The sequence below is a fragment of the Marinicella meishanensis genome (assembly GCF_019931145.1).
GTDB lineage: Bacteria > Pseudomonadota > Gammaproteobacteria > Xanthomonadales > Marinicellaceae > Marinicella > Marinicella meishanensis.
The window spans coordinates 103609-124378 of sequence record NZ_JAIOUV010000004.1 but is presented as its reverse complement, the minus strand read 5'-3'; the positions used below and the strand labels follow the sequence as shown (position 1 = coordinate 124378).

Here is a 20770-nt window from a genome sequence, read left to right as displayed (position 1 = left end):
CGTGGCCAACATCCTGCGGGTGCATCCCGACAACCCCCAACCGCGTTCCATCAAAGCCGCCATTGACACCTTGAGAAATGGTGGGTTGATCATTTATCCAACCGATTCAGGCTACGCCATTGGCTGGGGCATGGACAACATGAAAGCGCCCAAAATCGTGGCCCTGATCAAACAAATCGATGCGCAGCATCACTACACCATGATGTGTCAAAGCATTTCGCAGATGACCGATTTCGTGCTGGTCGACAACATCGCATTTCGCTTGATCAAGGAACACACCCCCGGCGCCTATACTTTTATTTTGCCGGCCACCCGGCGGGTGCCAAAAAAACTGCAGCAGCAAAAACGCAAAACCATCGGCGTGCGGATCGCCGACCACGCGGTGGTCAATGCCCTGTTGGAAGAACTGGGTGAGCCGATGATGACCTCCACCCTGGAGTTCCCTGACATCGACATGTATGAGTTGGATGTGGATGACATCGAGTTGCGGGTCGGTAACCGGGTCAACACCATCATCGATGCCGGTTATTGTGCACAAGAACCTTCCACCGTGGTTGACCTGTCCGAAGGCGAGGTGAACATCATCCGACAAGGCAAAGGGGAGATTGATTTTGTCTGATGCCAAAGAACCCAATCACCCACCCATGGTGAGTCAAGCCGAAATGCCGTTTGCGGTGGTCGAAGGTAAACCATTCACCACCATGCCCACCGATTTGTACATCCCGCCAGATGCCCTGGAAGTGATTCTGGAAGCGTTTGAGGGGCCGTTGGATTTGTTGTTGTATTTGATCCGCCGACAAAACCTCGACATTCTGGACATCCCGATTCGTGACATCACCCAGCAGTATGTTGAATACATTGAGTTGATGCACCATATGAATTTTGAACTGGCCGCCGAATACCTGGTGATGGCCGCCATGTTGGCCGAAATCAAATCGCGCATGCTGCTGCCCAAAACCCATGAAGACGAAGATTCTGAGGAAGACCCACGGGCCGAACTGATCCGCCGACTGCAAGAATATGAACGCTTCAAACAAGCCGCTGAAGACATCGATCAGCTGACTCGGGTGGGCCGGGATGTTTGGGTTGGCGAAGCCCATACCGACAAACAGCCGGAACAACAAGCCATCGTCGAGGTGAGTTTGCAAGACCTGGTGATGGCTTTCAAAGAAGTGATGATGCGGGCTGACCTGAAAGTGTCGCATGCCATCGAACGGGAAGTGCTGAGTGTGCGGGATCGCATGACCATCGTGTTGGACCGTTTGTTGCAGCACCAGACAGTGAATTTCAAATCGCTGTTTTCCCGCCAAGAGGGCAAACAAGGTGCCTTGGTGACTTTTTTGGCGGTGTTGGAATTGCTCAAATCACAGACCATTGAACTGGTGCAAAGCGCCCCTTTTGCCGACATTTACCTGCAATCCAGTGCCACGGAATAACCATGGAAATGACCCAAATCAAAAACATCATAGAAGCCGCCCTGTTGGCTTATGGTGAGCCCATGAACCTGAAAAACCTGGTGGCCTTGTTCCCGGATGAGGAAATCACCAGCAACGACATCAACCAAGCCCTGAATGACTTGGAACAGGATTACCAGGACCGGGGCATCGAGTTGAAACGCCTGGCCAAAGGCTACCGCTTACAAACCCGAGAATCGATGCAACCTTGGTTGCAGCACATGTGGGAGCAAAAACCGAAAAAACTGTCGCGGGCTTTGTTGGAAACCCTGGCTTTGATTGCTTACCGGCAACCGATCACCCGGGGCGAGATCGAGGACATCCGCGGGGTGGCGGTGTCGAGTAAAATCATCCACTACATGATGGATCAGGAATGGATCCGCATCCTCGGGTACCGCGATGTACCTGGCAAGCCAGCGATGTTGGGCACCACCACCACGTTCCTGGACTATTTCAACATCACCTCATTGCAAGACCTGCCCAGTTTGTCTGAAATCAAAGACCTGGACACCCTGGAACAAGAACTGCAATTCAAAGGCCTGGCGGCTGAGGGCGGTGACGCCAACCGCTCTGAGCAAGCAGCCGATACCACAGCCGAGACAGGCGAAGAAGCCCAGCCCAAACCGGCTGCCGAACCCAGTGACCACAACCCCGAGTCCGCATGAGCAAGAGAACCGAAGACTTCACCGTTGAACCCACCGAACGGATCCAAAAAACCCTGGCCCGTTGTGGCCTGGGCTCACGCCGCCAAATCGAAGCGGCGATCAAGTTGGGACAAATTCAGATCAACCGCCAAGCGGTACAACTGGGCCAAAAACTGCAGGTGGGCGATAAAATCACATGGAAAAACCGCGGTTGGGTGGTGGAGTCCGAAGCGGTGCAACCGCGGGTGTTGATGTACCACAAACCCCTGGGCCAGGTGACCACGCGAAAAGACGAAAAAGGCCGGCCCACAGTGTTCGATGCCCTGCCCAGCTTGAAGGGCCAAAAATGGCTTAACATTGGTCGGCTCGACATCAACACCACCGGTTTGTTGTTGTTCACCACCGATGGTGATTTTGCCAACCACATGATGCACCCCAGTGCCAACATCGACCGCGAATACGCCTGTCGGGTGTTTGGTGAAGTGACCGAAGAGACCCTTGAGCGCTTGTTGGCCGGGGTGGAATTGGAAGATGGGGTGGCGCGCTTTTCTGACATCCAGCCTGCCGGCGATGAAGAGCGGGGTGCCAACAAATGGTTCCATGTGGCCATCATGGAAGGCAAAAACCGCGAAGTGCGGCGCTTATGGGAATCACAAAATGTGCAGGTCAATCGCCTCAAGCGGGTGCGTTATGGCGGGGTCTTTCTGCCCAAGGGTTTGCGCCAGGGCAAGCACCGCGAGTTGAATCAAAAAGAATTGGACATCCTGTTCAAAGACACCCACTACGAACCGCAAGCAGCCACTTTGGTGGTGCGCACTTTGAAAAAAGGCCGCCGCTGAGGCAAGGCTTGACCCAGTGGTGGGTCTTCACCACTTGAACGGTGGTTTTTTGCGCCAGTATTGAATCAACAAAAAGCCGGTGATGGCGCCACCCAGGTGGGCAATGTGGGCGATGCCGTCATTGCGTGGGTTGATGCTGCTGATCAGCGCGATGCCGGCGAAAATCATCACGAAATACTTGGCCTTCATCGGAATCGGTGGGATGATCAATTGGATGGTGTGGTTGGGCCACATCATGCCATAGGCCACCAACAAACCATACACGGCGCCAGATATGCCAATGGCCGGTGCCTGGCTGAGCAGGGCATTGGCCAGGCCTGAACCGATGATGCAGACCACAATGAAAATCCCATAGCGTTTTTCACCCCAGTAATGTTCTATCTGTGAGCCGAACATCCAGATGGCAAAACCATTGAAGAACAGGTGCATCAGGTTGCCGTGCAGCAGGGCATAGGTCAGCAACTGCCACGGATAAAACCAAGTGGTGTCTATTGGATACAGCGGGAAATATCGGCCAATGAATTGACCCCCGGCTGAACCGGCCAGGATTTGTTGGAACAAAAACATCACCACAATGGCGATCAACACATTGCGGGTCACTGGCGGGATGGAGCTGAGGGGGTTGTTACTGTGCATCGGGCTTGAAAAAATCGTGGGGTCGTGCCGGTAATTTGAGGCCATCTGCCGCGATTTCAAGCGCCAAATGGGCCACACAGGCAGGGCTGAATGGGGTTTGGTGCAAGGGGTTCAGGTATTGGGCCAATTGCGTCATGGTGGGGTTATGCCCCACCAGCACCAAGGCCGCTTGTTGCGCTTGCTCGGCGATCACATCACACCAGTCACCAACCATGGCATGGTACAGGTGGGGATGGGCATGGATCTGTTCGCTGCCCAGCACCTCACCAATGGCGGCGGCGGTTTGCCGCGTGCGGGTGGCATTGGAGCAAACGATCAACGGCGGCTGCAAGGTGCGTCCTTGGATGAATTGGCCGGCTTGTCGGGCTTGGGCCTGGCCCAAATCGGACAAGGGGCGTTGGTGATCGGTGGCGGCGGTGAAGGGTGAATGGCCGTGTCTGACCACGAACAGGTGCATCAGCTGTACTCGAGTTGTTTGGCCTGACGCAAAAACTCGGCCTTGATCTGCTCGGCAGGCATGTCGGCGGGCAGTTGTTCGATGTGCTCAGACAGGGCGATCAGTTTGTCGCTGTTGTGTTGTTTGTGCTCACTGAACAACTCGCGGGTGATGTTGGCATTGAAGGTTTGTTGCTCAAAAAAATAAATTTTTTGCTGTTCACTGAAGAATTGATGGGCCGAAATCGGCACGTGTTCATGGGTGATCAATTCATCAAAAATGTGCACCGCAGACAGGGCAAATTCACTGATCGGCAGGCTCACATTGGCGGTGTCCAAATCACAGCCCAACAGCACCAACTGTTCGTCGTTTTTGTTCGGCAGTTGCAATTGTTCGAGCAGGTGTTTGGCCAAATTGCCCTGGAAGAAATTTTTGCTGCGCTTGCCACCTGAGCCAAAGGTGCTGCCTTCGATCATGGTCTTCAGCAACAACACATGGTGTTCGGTCCACAGGCCGTCATCATCGACCAGTTGGATGATGCGGTGGGCTTCTTCAAAGCTGGCTTTTTCATTGGCCCCCACCAATGACTTGAGGTTGTCTTCCAGCCTCGGCTCGGCTTGTCGCAAGTCATGACAAGCGGCAAAAAAACTCATCACTGCCAGGCCATTGGGGGTCAGTTGTTGAAATCGCTTGGCACAATACATCAAGCGCGACAACAAGTCATTGATGTGCAATTCATTGTGGTAACTGCGGGGATGGTCACTGAGCGCCCCATTGCGCAGGGCCATGCGGGCATAGGCAATGGTCATGGCTTGTTGTAAGCCCGGTTGCCAGGCTTTGGTCTGAAAAACCTCATCGGCCCAGCGATGCCAGTGACTCAATTGGGGGTGATCAGGGGGCAGTTCAGCCAGCGCTTGTTGGGCCTCTTTGAAGCCACAAATCGCCGTTTCCGTCTCGTCTTGGACGCTGTCTGAAGCCATGTTCACCGTTGCCATTACCGAAGATACTGTTGTTTTAGTTTAACATAATGTTGCGCCGAATATTCCAAACTTTGTTGCGCCTCGGCCGACAAGTCTTTGACTTTTCTGGCGGGGTTGCCGACCCACAGTTCGCCGCTTTCGATGACTTTTCCGGGTGGTAACACACTGCCGGCGCCGAGCATGCTGTGTGGGGCCATGCGCGCCCCGTCGAGCACGGTGGAACCCATGCCGACCAGACAATAATCACCGATTTCACAGGCATGCAGAATGGCGCCGTGGCCCACGGTGACACCTTGGCCAATGATCAAGGGCCCACCTTCGGGTTGTGCGGCACTGCGGTGGGTGACGTGCAGCACACTGCCATCCTGGATGTTGCTTTGGGCGCCGATTTCGATGCGGTTGACATCACCACGAATCACCACCATGGGCCACACCGAGGCATCATCGCCCAGGGTCACTTCACCAATGACCACAGCCGTTGGATCGACGTAGACAGCATCGCCCAGGATCGGCTGATGGGATAAAAAAGGTCGGATGTTCATGTTGATTTTGCGCAGTTTTAAAACAACAACGCCTCACAAAATGAGGCGTTGTTGCGGTTCTAGGGATCAAGCCAGAATCAGTATTTGCCAGCATCAATATTTGATGTTGACGTCGGTGCTGAATCCTTGATCGGTGAACGAAAGGGTCATGGATTGTTGTTGCCAATACAACATGTCCATGGTCAACTCTTTTTGCATGGCCAATTCTTCTTTGATGGCAGCCGGCATGTTGGGCATTTCGGCCATTGAGAAGATTTGCTCCATCAGTGATTTGTAACCATCGGCTGAGGCCGAGAATGACATCAACGCGGTGGTGCCAGAATCTTGTACTTTGTCGCTCAACTCACCACCACCCACGTGACCCATGGACACGCCAATGGTGTCGGCTGATACGGCGGCGTATAAATTAGCCACGTCAATGGGGATGTCTTTGCCACTGATCATCGGCACCTGGTCAGCCAGGGTGATCAAGGAACCATCGGTTTTGATTTCCATGCCCTGTAACTGTGGCACCATCATTTGCGCCATACCCAACAAGGCTTCGGTTTCATCCACGGCCAGGAAAATTTGGGTTTTGAAGCTTTCAATCATGTCTTTGGGATTGGGGTTGTCGACATTGGCCGCGGCCATGTTCAGTTGCAACTCATCCAGGGAGAAATTGAAGCCTTTGAAGTTGCCCACGAAAGGGGGAATCGGTTGTGACAACTGCGCTTGCAGTTCCACCGCTTTGGCGTTCATGGGGGCAAAAAACTCACATTCATAAGGCTTGGCGACCATTTCAGTGACGTATTTGCTGGCCAAGTTTTTCGCGCTCAACAAATCAAAGCTCATGCCAAAGGCCATGGCGGCATCGGCATTGCCATGTGGGATGCGACCGGTCAAGGTGGCCATGTCGGCGGCCATGTCGGCATCCATTTCCCACACAAACGAACCACTGATGGTGTCGTTGGTCAAGGTGCTGGTGCCAGCGACCATGCGTGGGGCATGGCCAATCATGGCGGTGATTTCAGCCTTACAAGCCGGTGACAGCATGTTGTCTTCGATTTGCAAGAAATTAATCATCGGTGAATTGTGTTGGCCCGGATTGATGAAGTAATCAGCCACTTGTTGGATGTTAAACACCAACACATCGTCCAGTGTGTAGCCGTGGGCTTGTTTCACCCCTTGAATCAAGGCGTCGTCATCCGCCAAAGAGGTGGCCGGTTTGGCCGCGCCCATCAACTGCCCAATCATCTGGTCTTTGATCACACTGGGTGAAACGCTGACCACCAGTTGGTCGTTGTGGGTACCAATCAACAAAGTCATTTTGTCCATGGCCAATTCGCGCACTTTGATGCCGTCGAGCTCAGCAGTCATGAACTGCACTTCGAACTGGCTTTGTAAGTCGGCCAACATGGCTTCAACTTGGTGGCCCTCGCTGAGTTTGATGCGCAGCACTGGGAACAAGTCAACCAGGTAAACCGCCAATTGGGTTTCGCCCATTTTCATGCCAATTTTGGCGAAGTTGTCTTGCAAGAACCATTGGTCGACGAAGGTGCGCGCTTTGTCTTTCATCACATCTTGTGCAGACGGTGTGGCTTCCTCGGTGGCTGCTTCACCGGCTTCGTTCAGTTCCGCTTCGATCGCGGCATACAATTCGTCTTGTTCGGCAAACGCTTTGTCCATGATCATGCGCAGGTATTTAACCGCACCTTCCATGTTGGCTTCCATCACCGACAAGTAGCGGTCTGGGTATTGTTCGGGGTTCAAGCCTGAGGTCAGCAACAAGGGGGTGTTGGCTGGCACATAGCTCAAAATTTGCGGTGCTTTGCTGGCGGCCACAGCGAGTGGCTGGTCGGCCACTTTGGCTTCGTCTTCACCACAACCCACCAACAGGGCCGTGAATGAAGCCACTAACATGAATCTTTTCATGACTTATTTTCTCCAAGTATTTCTACAATTAAAACGGTACCGTCAATGTCGATGACTTTGACGGTGGAATCGATGGGGGCGTCATCACCTTTGACTTTCCAGCTGGAATCATCCACTTTGATTTTGCCCACGCCATTGACAATGGCATGGCTCAATTGAAAGGTGCGGCCGATGTACTGGTGCCCACGTTTGTTCAGGGTTGGCCGGGGGCTGGTTTTGTCCCGTCGCTGGTCATAGATGTACCAGGCAATCACTGACAATATGGAAGTGGCGGTGAACACCACCATTTGGGCTTCCCAACCAATGCCAAACAGCCATTGCAACAAGGCCACCAAGAAGGCCGAAAAACTGACCCACAACAAATAATAAGAACCGACCAGCATTTCAATCACCAGCAGCAACACCGCGGCGGTGAGCCAGTGCCATGGGCTCATGTCGATTAAAAAGGCGATCATTTTGTTGTCCCTTTGTCTGACAATTCTTTGACCAGTTCCGTGATGCCAGCCAAGGAGCCCAACACACCGGTGGCTTCCATCGGCAGGATCATGGTTTTTTGATTCGGTGACTGGGCAAATTTACCAAACTCGGTGAGGTATTTCTGCGCCACGAAGTAATTGATCGCGTTGATGTCGCCAGCGGCGATCGCGGTGGACACCATCTGCGTGGCTTTGGCTTCGGCTTCGGCCTCACGCTCACGGGCTTCGGCTTCCAAAAAGGCGGCTTGCCTGAGGCCTTCGGCTTCCAGAATGGCGGCTTGTTTGGAGCCCTCGGCTTTGAGGATTTCCGATTGTCGATGACCTTCGGCTTCCAAAATCTCGGCGCGTTTGTCCCGTTCGGCTTTCATCTGCCGGGCCATTGAGGCGACCAAGTCTTGGGGTGGTTTGATGTCCTTGATTTCAATCCGGGTCACTTTCACCCCCCATGGCGAGGTGGCTTCATCGACCACGGCCAACAGGCGGTGGTTGATCTCGTCCCGTTTGGATAAGGATTCATCCAAGTCCATGGCACCCAACACGGTTCGGATGTTGGTCATGGTCAGGTTCAAGATGGCGTATTCCAGCCGGTTGACCTCATAAGCGGCTTTGACACAGTCCAGAATCTGGTAGAACACCACGCCATCGACCGTGACCACGGCGTTGTCTTTGGTGATCACTTCCTGCGAGGGCACGTTGGCCACTTGTTCCATCATGTTGATCTTGCGACCGATGCGTTCCACAAACGGCACTTTCAAGCCCAAACCCGGGCTGAACACGCGTTTGAATTCACCAAACCGTTCGACGGTGTATTCAAAACCCTGTGGCACCACCACAAACACACTGCGCAGGAAAATGAATCCAAAAATGCCCAGTATGATATAAAAGATGTAATCTTCCATTACCGCTCCTCCTCAAAGATTGCTGACGCACAATACAATAATAATAGCAATATTATACGGTATTTTTCATGTGCCAGAGGTTGGGGCCGCCTGAGATTTTGCCTATTCTGAGACGCTGTTCACCAAATCTTCCTGGCTGAGCGGTTTACTCAACACCCGATCAAAGCCCACGGCCAACAGGTGGTTGATGCGTTCCTGACTGGGGTTGGCCGAAATCAACAGGGTGTGGCTGAAGCGGTTTTGGTACTCGGCAAAGGCCTCATCGGCCCGACCATCGGCCAGGTTGAGGTCGGTGATCAAGGTGTCAAAGCGTTGTTCGGCTGACTGCGCCAACAACTCGGCCAGGGTGCTGGCCGTGGTCACCTGATGGCCGGCTTGGCTGAGGTAAAAGGCAAACAGGTTCAGGCAGTCTGCATCGTCATCTACCAACAAAATGTGCCGCACCGGGGTGGTTGTTTGGTGGGTCAGGGACAAGCGAAAACAGCTGCCTGATGGGTCGCTGGCTTGTAAGGTCAGTTGACCGCCCAATTGTTCGGCCAACATTTTGCAGATGACCAGGCCGATGCCATTGCCCGCTGAATCACTGCGGCCTTCGCGGGACCAGGCGGTGAACAACTGCCGCTGAAAAGCTTCGCTCATGCCGCAGCCACTGTCCAGCACGTCCACATGCACTTGATTTTGGGTGTGGGTGGTGCACACGGTGACGTGACCCGACTCGGTGTATTTGATGGCATTGCTGATCAAGTTGGTGAAGATTTGTTGCAGTTTGTTGGGATGGGAACGCAGCGTCAAGCTGGGCTCCACCTGATTGCGCAGTTGCAAGCCTTTGCTTTGGGCTTGCAGTTGAAAGTCGGTGAACAAATCAGCGATCAGTTGCACCAGCGATACGGCTTGGCGGGTGCTGCGGGTTTGTTGTTGGTCATAATCCAGGGTTTGGCTGATGATTGTTTCCAACTTGGCCACGTTGTTGCTGATGACGGTGCTGGCCTGGGCCACATCGATGTCACCTTCACTGAGCAATTCGTTGTAACCTTTGATGGCATTCAAAGGGTTGCCCATTTCGTGGGACAAGGCGGAAATGTAGAACGATTTGGCGGAGTTGGCGGCCTGGATGTCCTCATGGGCCGCTTCCAAGGTGGCAAACAACCATTGCAGCTTTTCTTTGGCGAGGGCTTGTTCATGGGCCAGCTGTTGTTTGGCTTGGACCTGTTTGTGGACCTGGTCAATGGGCACGAATATCAGGTATTTTTGCGCCTCGGCCAACAGAAAATGAACATCGAATACCAGGCTGCCGTGGTTATAAAAAGGAATGAAGAATGGCTGCTCCAAAGTTTCTGCTGCCAACAAAGGCAAACAGGCTTGGATGTCGGTGCTGCTTGCGGGGATGCCCAAATCTTGACTGGCTTTGGGGTTGATGTGGCTGATTTGGTTGTTGGCGTCCAGCGTGATGATGCCCCATACCGCGGCTTGGTAGTGCCGGTAGATGTGCTCCAGGACCGAGGAAGGCAGGCTCACGACAGGTGTTTTGACAGTGCCAAAAAGGCGTCTTCCACATTGTCGCCGGTTTTGGCACTGGTCCAATAACTGTGTTGGCTGAACTGAGCCACTTGTTCATTGCTGGCCTCAGTCCAATTGATGTCATCGGTCAAATCGGCTTTGTTGATGAAACACACCGATGGCAAGTCTTTCAGCTCAGGGGCGTCGGCCACGATCTCTTCCAAAGTCGACAAGGAAGCCGGTTCCGTGGCATCCACCACATAAATGATGCCATGGGCGCCTCTGAGATAAGGTTTGTAGTGGTTTTCTTGTTCGAAGCCAGCGATGTCCCAAATGATGAATTTGGTGTGATCGTCGATGATTTTGGTGGCAATGGCCACGCCAACCGTGGTTTGGTATTTTTCGGAAAAGTGATTTTTCACAAAACGGTCGACCAGTGAGGTTTTGCCCACCGCAAAGCGACCGATCATGCATACTTTTTTGGATTTCATAAGGTCACCTCAAACCAAACGCCAATGCGACTCAAGTCTATGGTCTCTGTGGTGGTGCTGCATGGCACGTTGTCCAGCTCGATGTCGTCCACATCCACCCCCAAAGCCTTTAACTCATCATACACCAGCTGTAAGCGCCGTTGGTTGTTTTCATTGCTCTCCTCAATCGAACCCTGACAATCACTTTGGGCCCGCAAGGTGAGTGCGGGCACCGCGCCCACGGCTTGTAAATGGGCCAGGGACTGGGCCAACTCGGCCAATTGTTGTTGCTGCGAAGGGCCGAGGCGACTGATCGAGGAAAACAGCAGGGGTGTTTGGTTGATTTGATCAACCACAGCTGTGGGGTTCACGGTGGTCACGGCCGTTGGGTCAATGTCCCCATGGCTTACGAGCAGCTGACTGAATTCGGCCAGTGCTTGTGGGGTGCTCAAGCCGGTCAACACAAAACCTTGATCGGTTTCAGCCACCACCAGTTGATGGGGCGCCGGGTGTTGTTGCAAAAAGGCCGCCAGCTCAAAGACATGGGATTCGGTGGTTTGGTCGTGCAGTTGTTGGACGCCTGGCATCATGCCGATGAGCTGCAGTTTGGCTGGCCAGTCTGCCACCTTGTCATGTTCACCGGTTAAGGTGACTTGCTGGTCATTGACGGACACCTTGACCCCAGGGGTGTTCAACCATTGGCTCACCCGATGGCCGATCACCTCATCGGCCAAAGACAAGTATGGGGTGCTGTTGATGACCACCGGATGGTCCAGTTCGGGCAAGCGGGCCAAGGGGTCTTGTAGGCCGGTGGCAATGAATTGGTCACCGTCGTGCTGCAGGCTTTGCAGCACAAAACCCGGGGTGGACTGCAGTTGCTCGGTGACAGCATTCTGGACCTGGCGGCGTTGGTAACCAGACCACAACAACCAGGCCAACAGTGCGGTCAAGCCAATGATCCAAGGCCAAAAATTAACCCCAGATTTGGTTTCATCATCGCTGGACTGGTCTTTGGTCAACAGCAGTTTTTCCAATTCGTTTTTCAATGCCGGGTTGTTGTTCCAGCGAGATTCATCCACCAGTTGCCGATGTTGCTCCAAATGCAGGCTTTCCAGAGATTCGGTCATGGTGTCGCGCAAACGGGCCGTTGGCGCCCCTTTGATCACGGCAGCCAAGTTGGCTTGGTTGCCGTGGATCAACCACACCAGATCATCACCCAGTTCGGCTGCCGACAAGCCCTCACCGTCCTTGCTCACCGCGTCTTTGACAAAGTCCTGGATCGCCGTGAGCATGGCAGACATGGCTTCTTTGTCTTGCAGCAGGTCGTCCTCATGGCCAGCAAATTCAATCAGCATGCCCGAATGGTTGTCGATCAAAAACACCTGTTGCACCTGGTATTCAATGGTGTTGTTGAAGACGATTTCGGTGAATGGCACACCGGTGGTGAAGGCCTGCCATCGCCACCTGAGCGCTTTGGCAGAAATGCCCATTTCAACCGCCCGATTGACGTCTGCAACAAACCGACGAATGGCCGAGGTGACCGATTTTCGGATCATGGGACCGATGATGGGCAACAAGGCGTCGATGAAGGTTTGTTTGTTGGTTTTGACCGCCTGAACGTAGGATTCGGGATCGATGCGAGAAAACTTTTTTTGGAATTCAGGGTTTTCAGCGATGGTCAGGTCCGCCGCCGGATCCAGCACTTCGCTGATTTTTTGGGCCAACTGTTGTTTGTCTTGCAACAGTTGTTGGATGGCTTTTAATTGAGCAATTTCCTCACTCAGCAACAAGGCTTTGAGTTTTTCGCGGTCATTGCTCATGGTTTGTTTATTCGGCGATTTGATCCGCCATTTTTTTCAGTAAGTCAGACAGTTCGCTGCGGTGGGTAAGGCGGTGGTCCAAGTCATTGGCCCTTTCTTGCAGTTCGCCGAGGATGCTGGCTTCGGTCTCGATGATGCGGTTTTTCAAACTGCTTTCGATGGCCTGCATTTGTTCGTTTTGGTCGGCTTGCAAATCAGACAGGTTTTGCGTCTGGGTGGATTCCACTTTTTTCAGGTTTTGGCTCAGTTGTTTGTTCAAGGCATCCAATTGTTTTTTGATGCCGTTGAACTGGCTGTTGATGTCAGCTTCCAACTGGGCAAACTTTTTCTCGATGTTTTTGGTTTGTTCGCCAAATAATATGTCGCGGATTTGATCCACTGAATCGTTGTTTTTCTCTGCCATCTGACAACTCCTGAAATTAAACTTTAATCAACCGATAGCCTTTGTGATACACCGACACCAACTTCCAACCGGTGCTGCCATCCAGTGACAGCTTTTTGCGCAGGCGACTGATGTGGGTATCCACCGTGCGGGTGGTGATGGAGGAACTTTTGGTCCAAATGGTTTCCAACAAATAGTCGCGAGAAATCAAGCGGTCCTGGTTGTTGAAAAAATAATGGGCCAGCTCGAATTCTTTGGCCGTCAGTTTGACTGATTGGTGGTTATAAGTCACCACGCTTTCTTTGGCGTCAAAAGTGAAGGGGTCCACCGAAACCAAGGTGTCCATGCTTTTGCTGTGTCGACGGTGCAAGGCATGGGAGCGGGCAATCAATTCGGTTTGCTTGATGGGCTTGACCAAATAGTCATCGGCCCCTTGGTCCAAGGCTTTGACCAAATCATCCTCGTGATTGCGGGTGGTGACGAAAATGACCGGCAGGTCATGGTGCTCACTGGAGCGCACCCAGCTCAACACTTCCAAACCACTGATGACGGGCAGGTTCCAGTCCAGAATCAATAAATCCGGTCGTTCAAAGGGTAATTTTTCGATGAAATCCCGACCATTGTCGAAGCATTGGCACTGGTGATTTTTTTCTTCCAACCAGTGTTGAATCAGTTGTGCCTGATCCGGGTCATCTTCTAGGATAAATACCTTCATTCAATCACTTCAATTAAATCGCTGTGCAGTCATTCTAACTCAATTTTACATTTATTTACATCAACATAATCCAAAGTCTTAAACGATTCTCAACGATTCAACAGTTGGATGAATGATTGTTTGAGTCGGGTGTATGGGGCGCGAACCAGGCCATTGAGGTTCAAGCGCGATTGGTAGTAAGTGGATTTCATGTGGCTCATCGCCAAAAAACCCTGATAACCGTGGTAACTGCCCATGCCGCTGGCACCAATGCCACCAAAAGGCAGGCCTTGTTGGGCAAACTGCACCAAGGTCTCGTTCACCGTCAAGGACCCCGAGTGGGTTTGGTCGCGCACTTGTTTGATCACCGCTTGGCGGTTGCTGAATAAGTACAATGTCAAGGGCCGGTCTCGCTGGTTGATGAAGGCCAATTGTTCGGCCAAGCCCTCACAGGTGATGATGGGCAAGATGGGGCCAAAGATTTCTTGTCGCATGATGGGGTGATCCAATGGTGGGTTGAGGACCAAGGTGGGGGCCATTTTTTGCCCTTCGGTCACGGTGCCCAAGTGGTGGATTTGCTCATTGGGAATCCCATCCAACAATTGTTGCAGTCGTTGGTGGTGGTGTGGGTTCACCACACAGCTGTAATCGCGGTTGTCGGCTGGGTTGGGGTAGGATGCGGTGGTCACCTGGCTGATGGCCTCAACCAATGCTTCCATCCGTGCGGCATCGATCAACACATAGTCGGGTGCCAGACAGGTTTGTCCGGCATTGAACCACTTGCCCTGAGCGATGGCTTTGGCCGCCCGTTTGATCGGGTATTTGTGGTCAATCAACACCGGTGATTTACCGCCCAATTCCAAGGTCACAGGGGTCAGGTTGTCACTGGCATTGCGCATGATGATTTTGCCCACCTGGGTGGAGCCGGTGAACAAAATGTGGTCCAAGGGCAAGGCACTGAAGGCATTGGCCACGGTGGCATCGCCCAGCACCACGTGCACTTCATCGTCGGCGAACACTTCGGCCAGCATGGTTTTGATCAAGGCGGCGGTGTGACCGGTGATCTCCGACGGTTTGACCATCACCCGGTTGCCGGCCGCAATCGCCGCCACCAGGGGCTCCATCACCAAATTAAATGGGTAATTCCAGGGCGCCATGATGCCGACCACCCCTTTGGGTTGTGGGGTGATGGCGCATTTGGAGGGGAAAAATTTCCAGTCGGCGTGCCAGCGGCGGCTGCGAACCCATTGTTTGAGGTGCCGTTGGGTGTGCTTGATTTCTTCCAAGCAGACCATGATTTCGGCCAACAAGGACTCTTCGGTGCTGCGGTGCGAAAAATCCCGGTTGATGGCCTCTGCCACTTGCTGCTGATGGTGCCGAATGGCTCGGGCCAGGGCTTTGAGTCGTTGGATCCGCGTGGCCAGTGCCAAAGGTGGCAGGGCTTGCATGGTTTTCAGTTGTCGTTTCATGGTTCGTTTGCTTGGCTGATGGGTGGTGGCTGTCACAGGGTTCAGGCCACCGGTAAATGGATGGTGATGACGGCGCCGTGTTGGTGGTTGTCCACGCGGATGGAGCCGCCGTGTTCTTCGACGATTTTTTTGACGATGGCCAGGCCCAGTCCCGAGCCACCTTTTTTGGTGGTTTCATAGGGCTCAAACACGTGATCAATGATGTTTGGGGCAAACCCGTGGCCGTTGTCTTTGACCGTGAGGATCATTTGCTCGCCGGTGGTCTCGGTGCTGATGTCAATGCGGATGTCGCCTTGGTCCACGCTTTCTTGGGCATTCTTGATCAGGTTGGTCAACAATTGGCGTATGCGGCCCCGATCCAGCAGCATTTGTGGCTCTGGATCGGCCAGCTGCACGTTGAAGATGATGCCTGGGTGGGACAGGCTGTACAGGTCCACCATTTCGTTGATCAAAGGATTGAACCCGCCCAACTCTTTTTTCAACTCCGGCGGTTTGGCATAGTCTGAGAAGGCGTTGACCAGGGTCTTTAAATTTTCCACTTGGGAGACGATGGTTTGGGTGGCGCGATCCAGGATTTCGTCTTCTTCCTGGCTCAGCTTGCCACTGAAGCGCATGTGCATGCGTTCGGCCGACAACTGAATCGGGGTCAGGGGGTTTTTCACTTCATGGGCCAAGCGCCTGGCCACCTCACTCCAGGCGGCATCGCGTTGGGCCTGGTTGATGATGGTTTGGTCATCAAACACGATCACGTGACCGCCGCCCTCCATTTCGGCTTCACTGATCTGGCTGCCCCGCACCAACAAGATGCGGCGCAATGAATCTTCCGCGATCAACACTTCTTGTTGCCAATACTGGGTTTTGTCCGCCACTTTTTGTTTGATCAAGTCCACCAAAGGCGACAAGGTGGGGTTTTTCATGGCAATGAAGTCGATGTTTTGGTTGATCAGGCTGCGATCGGACAAGTGCAAAATTTTGTGGGTGGCTTCATTGCTCAGGCGAATCAGGAAATCGTTGTCGATGCTGATCACCCCGCTGGTCAAATGCGACATCACGCTTTCCAGATAGGCCCGTTGGTTCTCGGCCTCACTCTGGGCCCGGTGGGCCAGGGCGCTGGAGGTGGCGATTTGGGTCGACATGGAATTGAACGATTCCACCAACAAGCCCAGCTCATCGTTGGAGGCCACCGGGATCACCCGGCTGAAGTTGCCGCGGGTGATGGCGTCGGTGGCTTCGGACAACATTTTGATGGGTTCAACCAAACGCCGGGCGGAAGAAAAAGCCCGCAACATGGCCAACAACACGCTGATCAACAACACAATGGATAGGATAATCATGAAGGTGCTTTTCAGTTGTTGCCGCTGGAAATTTTGTTTGTTGTACTCGTGGTACTGGGTTTCGATGTTGATGGCCAAGCTTTCATATTCTTCAGGAATCGGAAACAAGCCCTGCAAGATGCGATTTTGTCCGATGTTGATCGAGCGGTTGCTGCTGATTGGCACCGCCACCCGCACTTGCAAGCCCTCATCTGCTGAGGGTTCAACCCGGGCCAGGATGCGGTTGTTGTTCAACTCGGTGATGGTGCTTTGCGGCAAATTGGGTGACACAAATTTCAAAGGGTCCAGTGAATTGGAAAACAGCAACAAGCCATCGGCACTGTAAATGGTCAGGGAGTTGGCTTTGGAATTGTCCAGCAAGCGATCCAAGTATATGCCTTGGTTCAATGGATCCACTTCGGCCAATTCGGCCGCCATGTCACGACCGGTGTTCAAATGGGTGTTGGTCTGGGTGTCCAGAAAGATGTTGCCCAAAGAAATCGCATCATTCAAGGCTTCATCGGTCGCCACATCAAACCAGGAATCAACGTATTGGTTGACCAACATGGTGGCAAACAAATACAACACAATCACCGGCGGCAAAGACAAGCCCGTGAACATCAACACCATGCGCGTGGTCAGTTGAATGCCGGGTTCTTTGTTGCGGCGTTTGATCACCAGCCAGACAATGCGCTGGATGATGATCAGAATCAAAATCACCACCGCCAACACCGATGCGGCAAACAGCCAAATGTAGATGCGGTTGAAGTGTTCTTCGCCTTGCACCGCAGTTCCCAACAAATACAGGGCCACCAATAAAGTGAACACCAACACAAAGATTGGCAGGTTCTTATTCATCAGAAACGACTGCAAGCGTTTCTTCATGGGCTGGTTTCCGGGTCAGTGGTGAGGTTCAGTGGGTGTACTTGCCAGTCGGTGTTGAGGTTCCAATCCGGATCAAACACATTGGGCAGCTGCATGATGGAGGGCAGGGCTTGTTTGTCTAAAAACAAGCGTGTTTGCAGATAGTCAGCCGCTGGTTCGGCCTGAAAACTGAAGGTGGTGGCCCCACCCATGTGCGCCAGCAAGCCATTGAGGTTGGCAAAACTTTGTTTGGTGTTGGTGTTGCGGTTGTGCAGTTGGTACTGGCTGCTGAGTGAAAAATACCGCACTTGCATGGTTTGGATTTTGTGGTCGATTTGGCGGTCCAGCCACCAATCCACCGATTGCTTGAGCTGCACTTGCATGACAAACGTGATGACGATGCCGCTTTGGATGGCTTGGGTGACTTTGTCAGAAAGTTGGATATCGAATTGAGGGGTGATGAGTAATTCCGGCCCCAGCCGCTGTTGATCGACCCCCGTGAACTCGGTGGCGGCGGTGACCCAGGCCCAAGCCAACAACAGCACAGCGATGGTGGATGGCCGCCTCATGCCGTGCGCCGCAACAGACAATAATAAAAACCATCCATGTGTTCAGAGCCGGTGAGGATTTGTTGCCCGAAGGCACAGTCCACCGCGCCCTCGATGGCCATGGGCAGCGGGCTGAAAGACGGGTTGTGTTGCAGAAACTTTTTGATGGCACGCTCGTTCTCTGAACGAAAAACCGAACAGGTCGCATACAACAAGGTGCCGCCCACCTGCAGCAATGGGGCCATTTGCCGCAGAATTTCTTGTTGCAGTTGGGTCAATGGTTTCAAGTGTTCTGGTTGCCTCAGTAATTTGATGTCGGGATGGCGCCTGACCACGCCAGACGCGCTGCACGGCACATCCAGCAATATTTTGTCATATTTCGTCCCCTGAAACCATTCTTTTGGTTGGGTGGCATCGCCCAATATCATGCGGTTTGCCTTAAGTTTCAGGCGGCGGAAGTTGTCCTTGACCAAGGCCAATCGGTCCGGGTCCTGTTCCAGGATGTCCAGTTCAATGCCCGGCGCCAATTGCTGCAGGTGAGCGCTTTTGCCACCGGGTGCAGCGCAGGCGTCCAACACCCGATCGTGACCTTCTGGTGCCAACAGGTGGGCGGCGTATTGGGCCGCGGCATCTTGCACCGACAGGGTGCCGGCTTGTAAGGCCTCATGGATCGGGGTGCCGGTGTCGGTCAGGCGCCAGGCTTGGGCCAAGTGCGGGTGTGGTTGTCCCGACTGCGCGGACCAGTCCAATTCACTGCGCACCCACAAGGGCGGTGCTTGGTTGTTGGCGTCGACGATTTGACGCCAATGGTCCGGCCAGTCCTTGCGCAACAAATCCAGCCACCAGGCCGTGTGATTCAGTTGCGCCGATTCGGTGCTGGGCTTGAAATCTGTGTCAGCCAGGGTCAACTTCAAAACTTTGTTGAGCAGGCCGGCGGCCCAGGCCTTGCGCATTTTCTTGGCGGCTTTGATGGCCTCGTTGACCACCGCGTGGTCGGGGGTTTGCAGCTGAACTTTTTGACCCACACTCAAGGTCAACAGGGTGCTCAACCACTTGTCTTTGACCGGTTTGTCGACGAATTTATGCCACCGCGCTTCCAGGTTTTGGTGGTGGCGCAGGGTCTGGTAGCAAATGTTTTGAATCCAAGCCCGATCGGCGGCTGGCAAGGTGTTGGGGACCCCAGCTTGCAAGGCCGCTTTCAGGTGTTGTTGTTTGTGCACCACTTGATACAAAACTTGGGTGGCCAGCAAGCGGGTGGGTTGGGCAGTGGCGTTCATGAACCGAGACTCAAGCTTGATACCAGGCGGCGCGGGAGGCCATGAAAGCCTCCACCGGCATGCGTTTTTTGCCCGCCTTTTGCAGTTCCAGCAGTTGCAAATGGCCTTCACCACATTGCACCACCAAGGTTGATTTGTCGGCATGGATCACCGCACCGGGTGCGCCAATGTCTGCGCCCTCCAGCGCGGCAGCTGACCAAATTTTCATGGCTTCGCCTTGCAGTTCAGTGTGGGAGCCAGGCCAGGGATTGAAGGCCCTGATTTGGCGTTCAATTTGGGCCGCCGTTTGGGTCCAATCAATGGTGGCTTCGGCTTTGGTCAGTTTGTGGGCATAGGTGGCTTGGTCATGGTTTTGGGCTTGTGCGGGTGGCAAGCTGCCGCTGACCAGTTCATCAACGCATTGCACAATGGCCTCCGCACCCATGTGACTGAGTCGGTCATGCAGGGTTTGGCCGGTGTCATCTGGTCTGATGTCCGTGGGGTATTGATGAAACACCGGCCCGGTGTCCAACCCGGCTTCCATCTGCATGATGGCCACCCCGGTTTCGGCATCGCCGGCAAGGATGGCGCGGTGGATCGGTGCCGCCCCCCGCCACCGTGGCAACAGGGAGGCATGGATGTTCCAACAACCATGTTTTGGCAAGTCCAGGATGTTTTGGGGAATGATCAGACCATAAGCCACCACCACCATCAAGTCGGCGTCCATGGCCGCCATCAAATCCACCACGGCGGCATCTTTCAAGCCGGTCGGTTGGAGCACGGTCAGCCCCAGTGCTTCGGCGGCCTCTTTGATCGGCGTTTTTTGCATTTGTTGGCCGCGCCCCTTGCGCTTGTCAGGCTGGGTGAACACCGCGGTGATGTCGTGCCCGGCAGCAGCCAGACCTTGCAGTGGAGGAACGGAAAATTCAGGGGTGCCACAAAAAATGATTTTCATTGGTCAAAGGTCCTCCAACGGCAGTGAAATTTGTGAGGGTTTGATGCTGCCTTGGTCATGGAAGATGCGTTTGTATTCAGCGCGCGAGACCGACACGTACCGTTCGTTGCCACCGATTTGGATTTGGGCCCCGGTTTTGATGGCTTGGCCGCGTTCGTCAATGCGCACCACCATGATGGCTTTTTTACCGGTGTGGCAAATGGTTTTGAGTTCACGCATTTCGTCGGCCCAGGCCAGCAGGTATTGGCTGCCTTCGAACAGTTCGCCTTGAAAATCAGTGCGCAAACCATACGCCAGCACCGGAATGTCCATTTTATCCACCACCTCAGTCAATTGATACACTTGGGCTTTGCTCAAAAACTGGGCCTCATCCACCAGCACACAATCAACCGGACCATGGCTTTGCACCAAGTTAAACAGGTCTTCTTTTTGGTTGAAAATGATTGAAGGTGATTCGATGCCAATCCGAGATTTGACCACGCCCTGGCCAAAGCGGTCATCCAAAGAGGATGACAAAATCAGGGTTTGCATGCCCCGTTCTCGGTAGTTATGACTGGACTGCAACAAATGCGTGGTTTTACCGGCATTCATCGCAGAATAATAAAAGTACAGTTTGGCCATGAGCAAACCAGCTAAAAACCCCGTATTCTAGGGCCTGTTAACACCAACTGCAAGGCGACTGCTG

21 protein-coding genes and 1 pseudogene are annotated in these 20770 nt (G+C 53.5%); 4 read left to right on the top strand and 18 right to left on the bottom strand.

Annotated elements, in window-relative coordinates; all coding sequences use genetic code 11:
* Position 1 precedes the first annotated feature (1 nt).
* The 4 genes and pseudogenes from K7G70_RS07725 to K7G70_RS07710 all read left to right on the top strand — a co-directional run bounded on the left by K7G70_RS07725 (position 2) and on the right by K7G70_RS07710 (position 2937).
* Positions 2-619, top strand: a complete 618-nt coding sequence (locus K7G70_RS07725) for an L-threonylcarbamoyladenylate synthase (RefSeq protein WP_223788045.1) — start codon at positions 2-4, stop codon at positions 617-619.
* 25 nt (positions 620-644) lie between these two features.
* A pseudogene (locus K7G70_RS07720) lies at positions 645-1427 on the top strand (segregation and condensation protein A); the annotation flags it as partial.
* Positions 1428-1438: 11 nt separating this feature from the next.
* Positions 1439-2119 carry an SMC-Scp complex subunit ScpB gene (gene scpB / locus K7G70_RS07715; RefSeq protein ID WP_223788043.1) on the top strand — a complete coding sequence of 227 codons (681 nt, stop codon included), beginning with the start codon at positions 1439-1441 and terminating at the stop codon, positions 2117-2119.
* Positions 2116-2937 carry a pseudouridine synthase gene (locus K7G70_RS07710; RefSeq protein WP_223788042.1) on the top strand — a complete coding sequence of 274 codons (822 nt, stop codon included), beginning with the start codon at positions 2116-2118 and terminating at the stop codon, positions 2935-2937. The genes scpB and K7G70_RS07710 overlap by 4 nt, the downstream gene beginning before the upstream one ends.
* A 27-nt stretch (positions 2938-2964) precedes the next feature.
* On the opposite strand, the gene K7G70_RS07705 is transcribed toward K7G70_RS07710, so the two are convergent.
* The 18 genes from K7G70_RS07705 to K7G70_RS07620 form a co-directional block, all read right to left on the bottom strand.
* Positions 2965-3573, bottom strand: coding sequence for a rhomboid family intramembrane serine protease (locus K7G70_RS07705; protein ID WP_223788041.1), 609 nt, complete (start codon positions 3571-3573; stop codon positions 2965-2967).
* A complete protein-coding gene (locus K7G70_RS07700; RefSeq protein ID WP_223788040.1) occupies positions 3563-4030 on the bottom strand; it encodes a SixA phosphatase family protein in 468 nt (155 codons plus the stop codon). Before K7G70_RS07700 ends, K7G70_RS07705 begins: the two co-directional genes overlap by 11 nt.
* Positions 4030-5004, bottom strand: coding sequence for a hypothetical protein (locus K7G70_RS07695; RefSeq protein WP_223788039.1), 975 nt, complete (start codon positions 5002-5004; stop codon positions 4030-4032). Before K7G70_RS07695 ends, K7G70_RS07700 begins: the two co-directional genes overlap by 1 nt.
* Positions 5004-5531 (bottom strand): gamma carbonic anhydrase family protein, encoded by a 528-nt coding sequence (locus K7G70_RS07690; RefSeq protein WP_223788038.1) that lies wholly within the window; start codon positions 5529-5531, stop codon positions 5004-5006. The genes K7G70_RS07695 and K7G70_RS07690 overlap by 1 nt, the downstream gene beginning before the upstream one ends.
* A gap of 93 nt (positions 5532-5624) precedes the next feature.
* On the bottom strand, positions 5625-7442 hold the full coding sequence (locus tag K7G70_RS07685; protein ID WP_223788037.1) for a hypothetical protein: 1818 nt from the start codon (positions 7440-7442) through the stop codon (positions 5625-5627).
* The gene (locus tag K7G70_RS07680) at positions 7439-7897 is read right to left on the bottom strand and encodes an NfeD family protein (RefSeq protein WP_223788036.1); all 459 of its coding nucleotides are present in this window, start codon (positions 7895-7897) and stop codon (positions 7439-7441) included. The genes K7G70_RS07685 and K7G70_RS07680 overlap by 4 nt, the downstream gene beginning before the upstream one ends.
* The gene (locus K7G70_RS07675; protein ID WP_223788035.1) at positions 7894-8817 is read right to left on the bottom strand and encodes an SPFH domain-containing protein; all 924 of its coding nucleotides are present in this window, start codon (positions 8815-8817) and stop codon (positions 7894-7896) included. The genes K7G70_RS07680 and K7G70_RS07675 overlap by 4 nt, the downstream gene beginning before the upstream one ends.
* A 102-nt stretch (positions 8818-8919) precedes the next feature.
* Positions 8920-10332, bottom strand: a complete 1413-nt coding sequence (locus K7G70_RS07670; RefSeq protein ID WP_223788034.1) for an ATP-binding response regulator — start codon at positions 10330-10332, stop codon at positions 8920-8922.
* A complete protein-coding gene (locus K7G70_RS07665) occupies positions 10329-10805 on the bottom strand; it encodes a Rab family GTPase (protein WP_223788033.1) in 477 nt (158 codons plus the stop codon). The genes K7G70_RS07670 and K7G70_RS07665 overlap by 4 nt, the downstream gene beginning before the upstream one ends.
* Complete coding sequence (locus K7G70_RS07660; protein ID WP_223788032.1) at positions 10802-12604, bottom strand: hypothetical protein; 1803 nt, start codon at positions 12602-12604, stop codon at positions 10802-10804. Before K7G70_RS07660 ends, K7G70_RS07665 begins: the two co-directional genes overlap by 4 nt.
* 7 nt (positions 12605-12611) lie before the next feature.
* Positions 12612-13007: a hypothetical protein gene (locus K7G70_RS07655; RefSeq protein ID WP_223788031.1), complete on the bottom strand. Its 396-nt coding sequence runs from the start codon at positions 13005-13007 to the stop codon at positions 12612-12614.
* Between the two features lie 16 nt (positions 13008-13023).
* Entirely contained in the window at positions 13024-13701 is a 678-nt protein-coding gene (locus K7G70_RS07650; RefSeq protein ID WP_223788030.1) for a response regulator transcription factor, read from the bottom strand.
* Positions 13702-13790: 89 nt separating this feature from the next.
* Entirely contained in the window at positions 13791-15149 is a 1359-nt protein-coding gene (locus tag K7G70_RS07645) for a coniferyl aldehyde dehydrogenase (protein WP_223788029.1), read from the bottom strand.
* 41 nt (positions 15150-15190) lie between these two features.
* The gene (locus tag K7G70_RS07640) at positions 15191-17347 is read right to left on the bottom strand and encodes a sensor histidine kinase (protein ID WP_223788028.1); all 2157 of its coding nucleotides are present in this window, start codon (positions 17345-17347) and stop codon (positions 15191-15193) included.
* The gene (locus K7G70_RS07635) at positions 17344-17895 is read right to left on the bottom strand and encodes a DUF4390 domain-containing protein (protein WP_223788027.1); all 552 of its coding nucleotides are present in this window, start codon (positions 17893-17895) and stop codon (positions 17344-17346) included. Before K7G70_RS07635 ends, K7G70_RS07640 begins: the two co-directional genes overlap by 4 nt.
* On the bottom strand, positions 17892-19151 hold the full coding sequence (gene rsmB, locus K7G70_RS07630; protein WP_223788026.1) for a 16S rRNA (cytosine(967)-C(5))-methyltransferase RsmB: 1260 nt from the start codon (positions 19149-19151) through the stop codon (positions 17892-17894). The genes K7G70_RS07635 and rsmB overlap by 4 nt, the downstream gene beginning before the upstream one ends.
* 10 nt (positions 19152-19161) lie before the next feature.
* Complete coding sequence (gene fmt, locus K7G70_RS07625) at positions 19162-20085, bottom strand: methionyl-tRNA formyltransferase (RefSeq protein ID WP_223788025.1); 924 nt, start codon at positions 20083-20085, stop codon at positions 19162-19164.
* 3 nt (positions 20086-20088) lie between these two features.
* Positions 20089-20706 (bottom strand): thymidine kinase, encoded by a 618-nt coding sequence (locus tag K7G70_RS07620; protein ID WP_223788024.1) that lies wholly within the window; start codon positions 20704-20706, stop codon positions 20089-20091.
* Between the last annotated feature and the right edge of the window lie 64 nt (positions 20707-20770).

Excerpts from the sequence above, each read along its gene's own strand:
- K7G70_RS07700 (WP_223788040.1), bottom strand. The coding sequence starts at position 4,030 with ATGCACCTGTTCGTGGTCAGACACGGCCATTCACCCTTCACCGCCGCC.
- K7G70_RS07660 (WP_223788032.1), bottom strand. The coding sequence starts at position 12,604 with ATGAGCAATGACCGCGAAAAACTCAAAGCCTTGTTGCTGAGTGAGGAA.
- K7G70_RS07635 (WP_223788027.1), bottom strand. The coding sequence starts at position 17,895 with ATGAGGCGGCCATCCACCATCGCTGTGCTGTTGTTGGCTTGGGCCTGG.
- K7G70_RS07665 (WP_223788033.1), bottom strand. The coding sequence starts at position 10,805 with ATGAAATCCAAAAAAGTATGCATGATCGGTCGCTTTGCGGTGGGCAAA.
- K7G70_RS07710 (WP_223788042.1), top strand. The coding sequence starts at position 2,116 with ATGAGCAAGAGAACCGAAGACTTCACCGTTGAACCCACCGAACGGATC.
- fmt (WP_223788025.1), bottom strand. The coding sequence starts at position 20,085 with ATGAAAATCATTTTTTGTGGCACCCCTGAATTTTCCGTTCCTCCACTG.
- K7G70_RS07675 (WP_223788035.1), bottom strand. The coding sequence starts at position 8,817 with ATGGAAGATTACATCTTTTATATCATACTGGGCATTTTTGGATTCATT.
- K7G70_RS07685 (WP_223788037.1), bottom strand. The coding sequence starts at position 7,442 with ATGAAAAGATTCATGTTAGTGGCTTCATTCACGGCCCTGTTGGTGGGT.
- K7G70_RS07695 (WP_223788039.1), bottom strand. The coding sequence starts at position 5,004 with ATGGCAACGGTGAACATGGCTTCAGACAGCGTCCAAGACGAGACGGAA.
- K7G70_RS07705 (WP_223788041.1), bottom strand. The coding sequence starts at position 3,573 with ATGCACAGTAACAACCCCCTCAGCTCCATCCCGCCAGTGACCCGCAAT.
- K7G70_RS07640 (WP_223788028.1), bottom strand. The coding sequence starts at position 17,347 with ATGAAGAAACGCTTGCAGTCGTTTCTGATGAATAAGAACCTGCCAATC.
- K7G70_RS07650 (WP_223788030.1), bottom strand. The coding sequence starts at position 13,701 with ATGAAGGTATTTATCCTAGAAGATGACCCGGATCAGGCACAACTGATT.
- rsmB (WP_223788026.1), bottom strand. The coding sequence starts at position 19,151 with ATGAACGCCACTGCCCAACCCACCCGCTTGCTGGCCACCCAAGTTTTG.
- K7G70_RS07680 (WP_223788036.1), bottom strand. The coding sequence starts at position 7,897 with ATGATCGCCTTTTTAATCGACATGAGCCCATGGCACTGGCTCACCGCC.
- scpB (WP_223788043.1), top strand. The coding sequence starts at position 1,439 with ATGGAAATGACCCAAATCAAAAACATCATAGAAGCCGCCCTGTTGGCT.
- K7G70_RS07645 (WP_223788029.1), bottom strand. The coding sequence starts at position 15,149 with ATGAAACGACAACTGAAAACCATGCAAGCCCTGCCACCTTTGGCACTG.
- K7G70_RS07690 (WP_223788038.1), bottom strand. The coding sequence starts at position 5,531 with ATGAACATCCGACCTTTTTTATCCCATCAGCCGATCCTGGGCGATGCT.
- K7G70_RS07620 (WP_223788024.1), bottom strand. The coding sequence starts at position 20,706 with ATGGCCAAACTGTACTTTTATTATTCTGCGATGAATGCCGGTAAAACC.
- K7G70_RS07655 (WP_223788031.1), bottom strand. The coding sequence starts at position 13,007 with ATGGCAGAGAAAAACAACGATTCAGTGGATCAAATCCGCGACATATTA.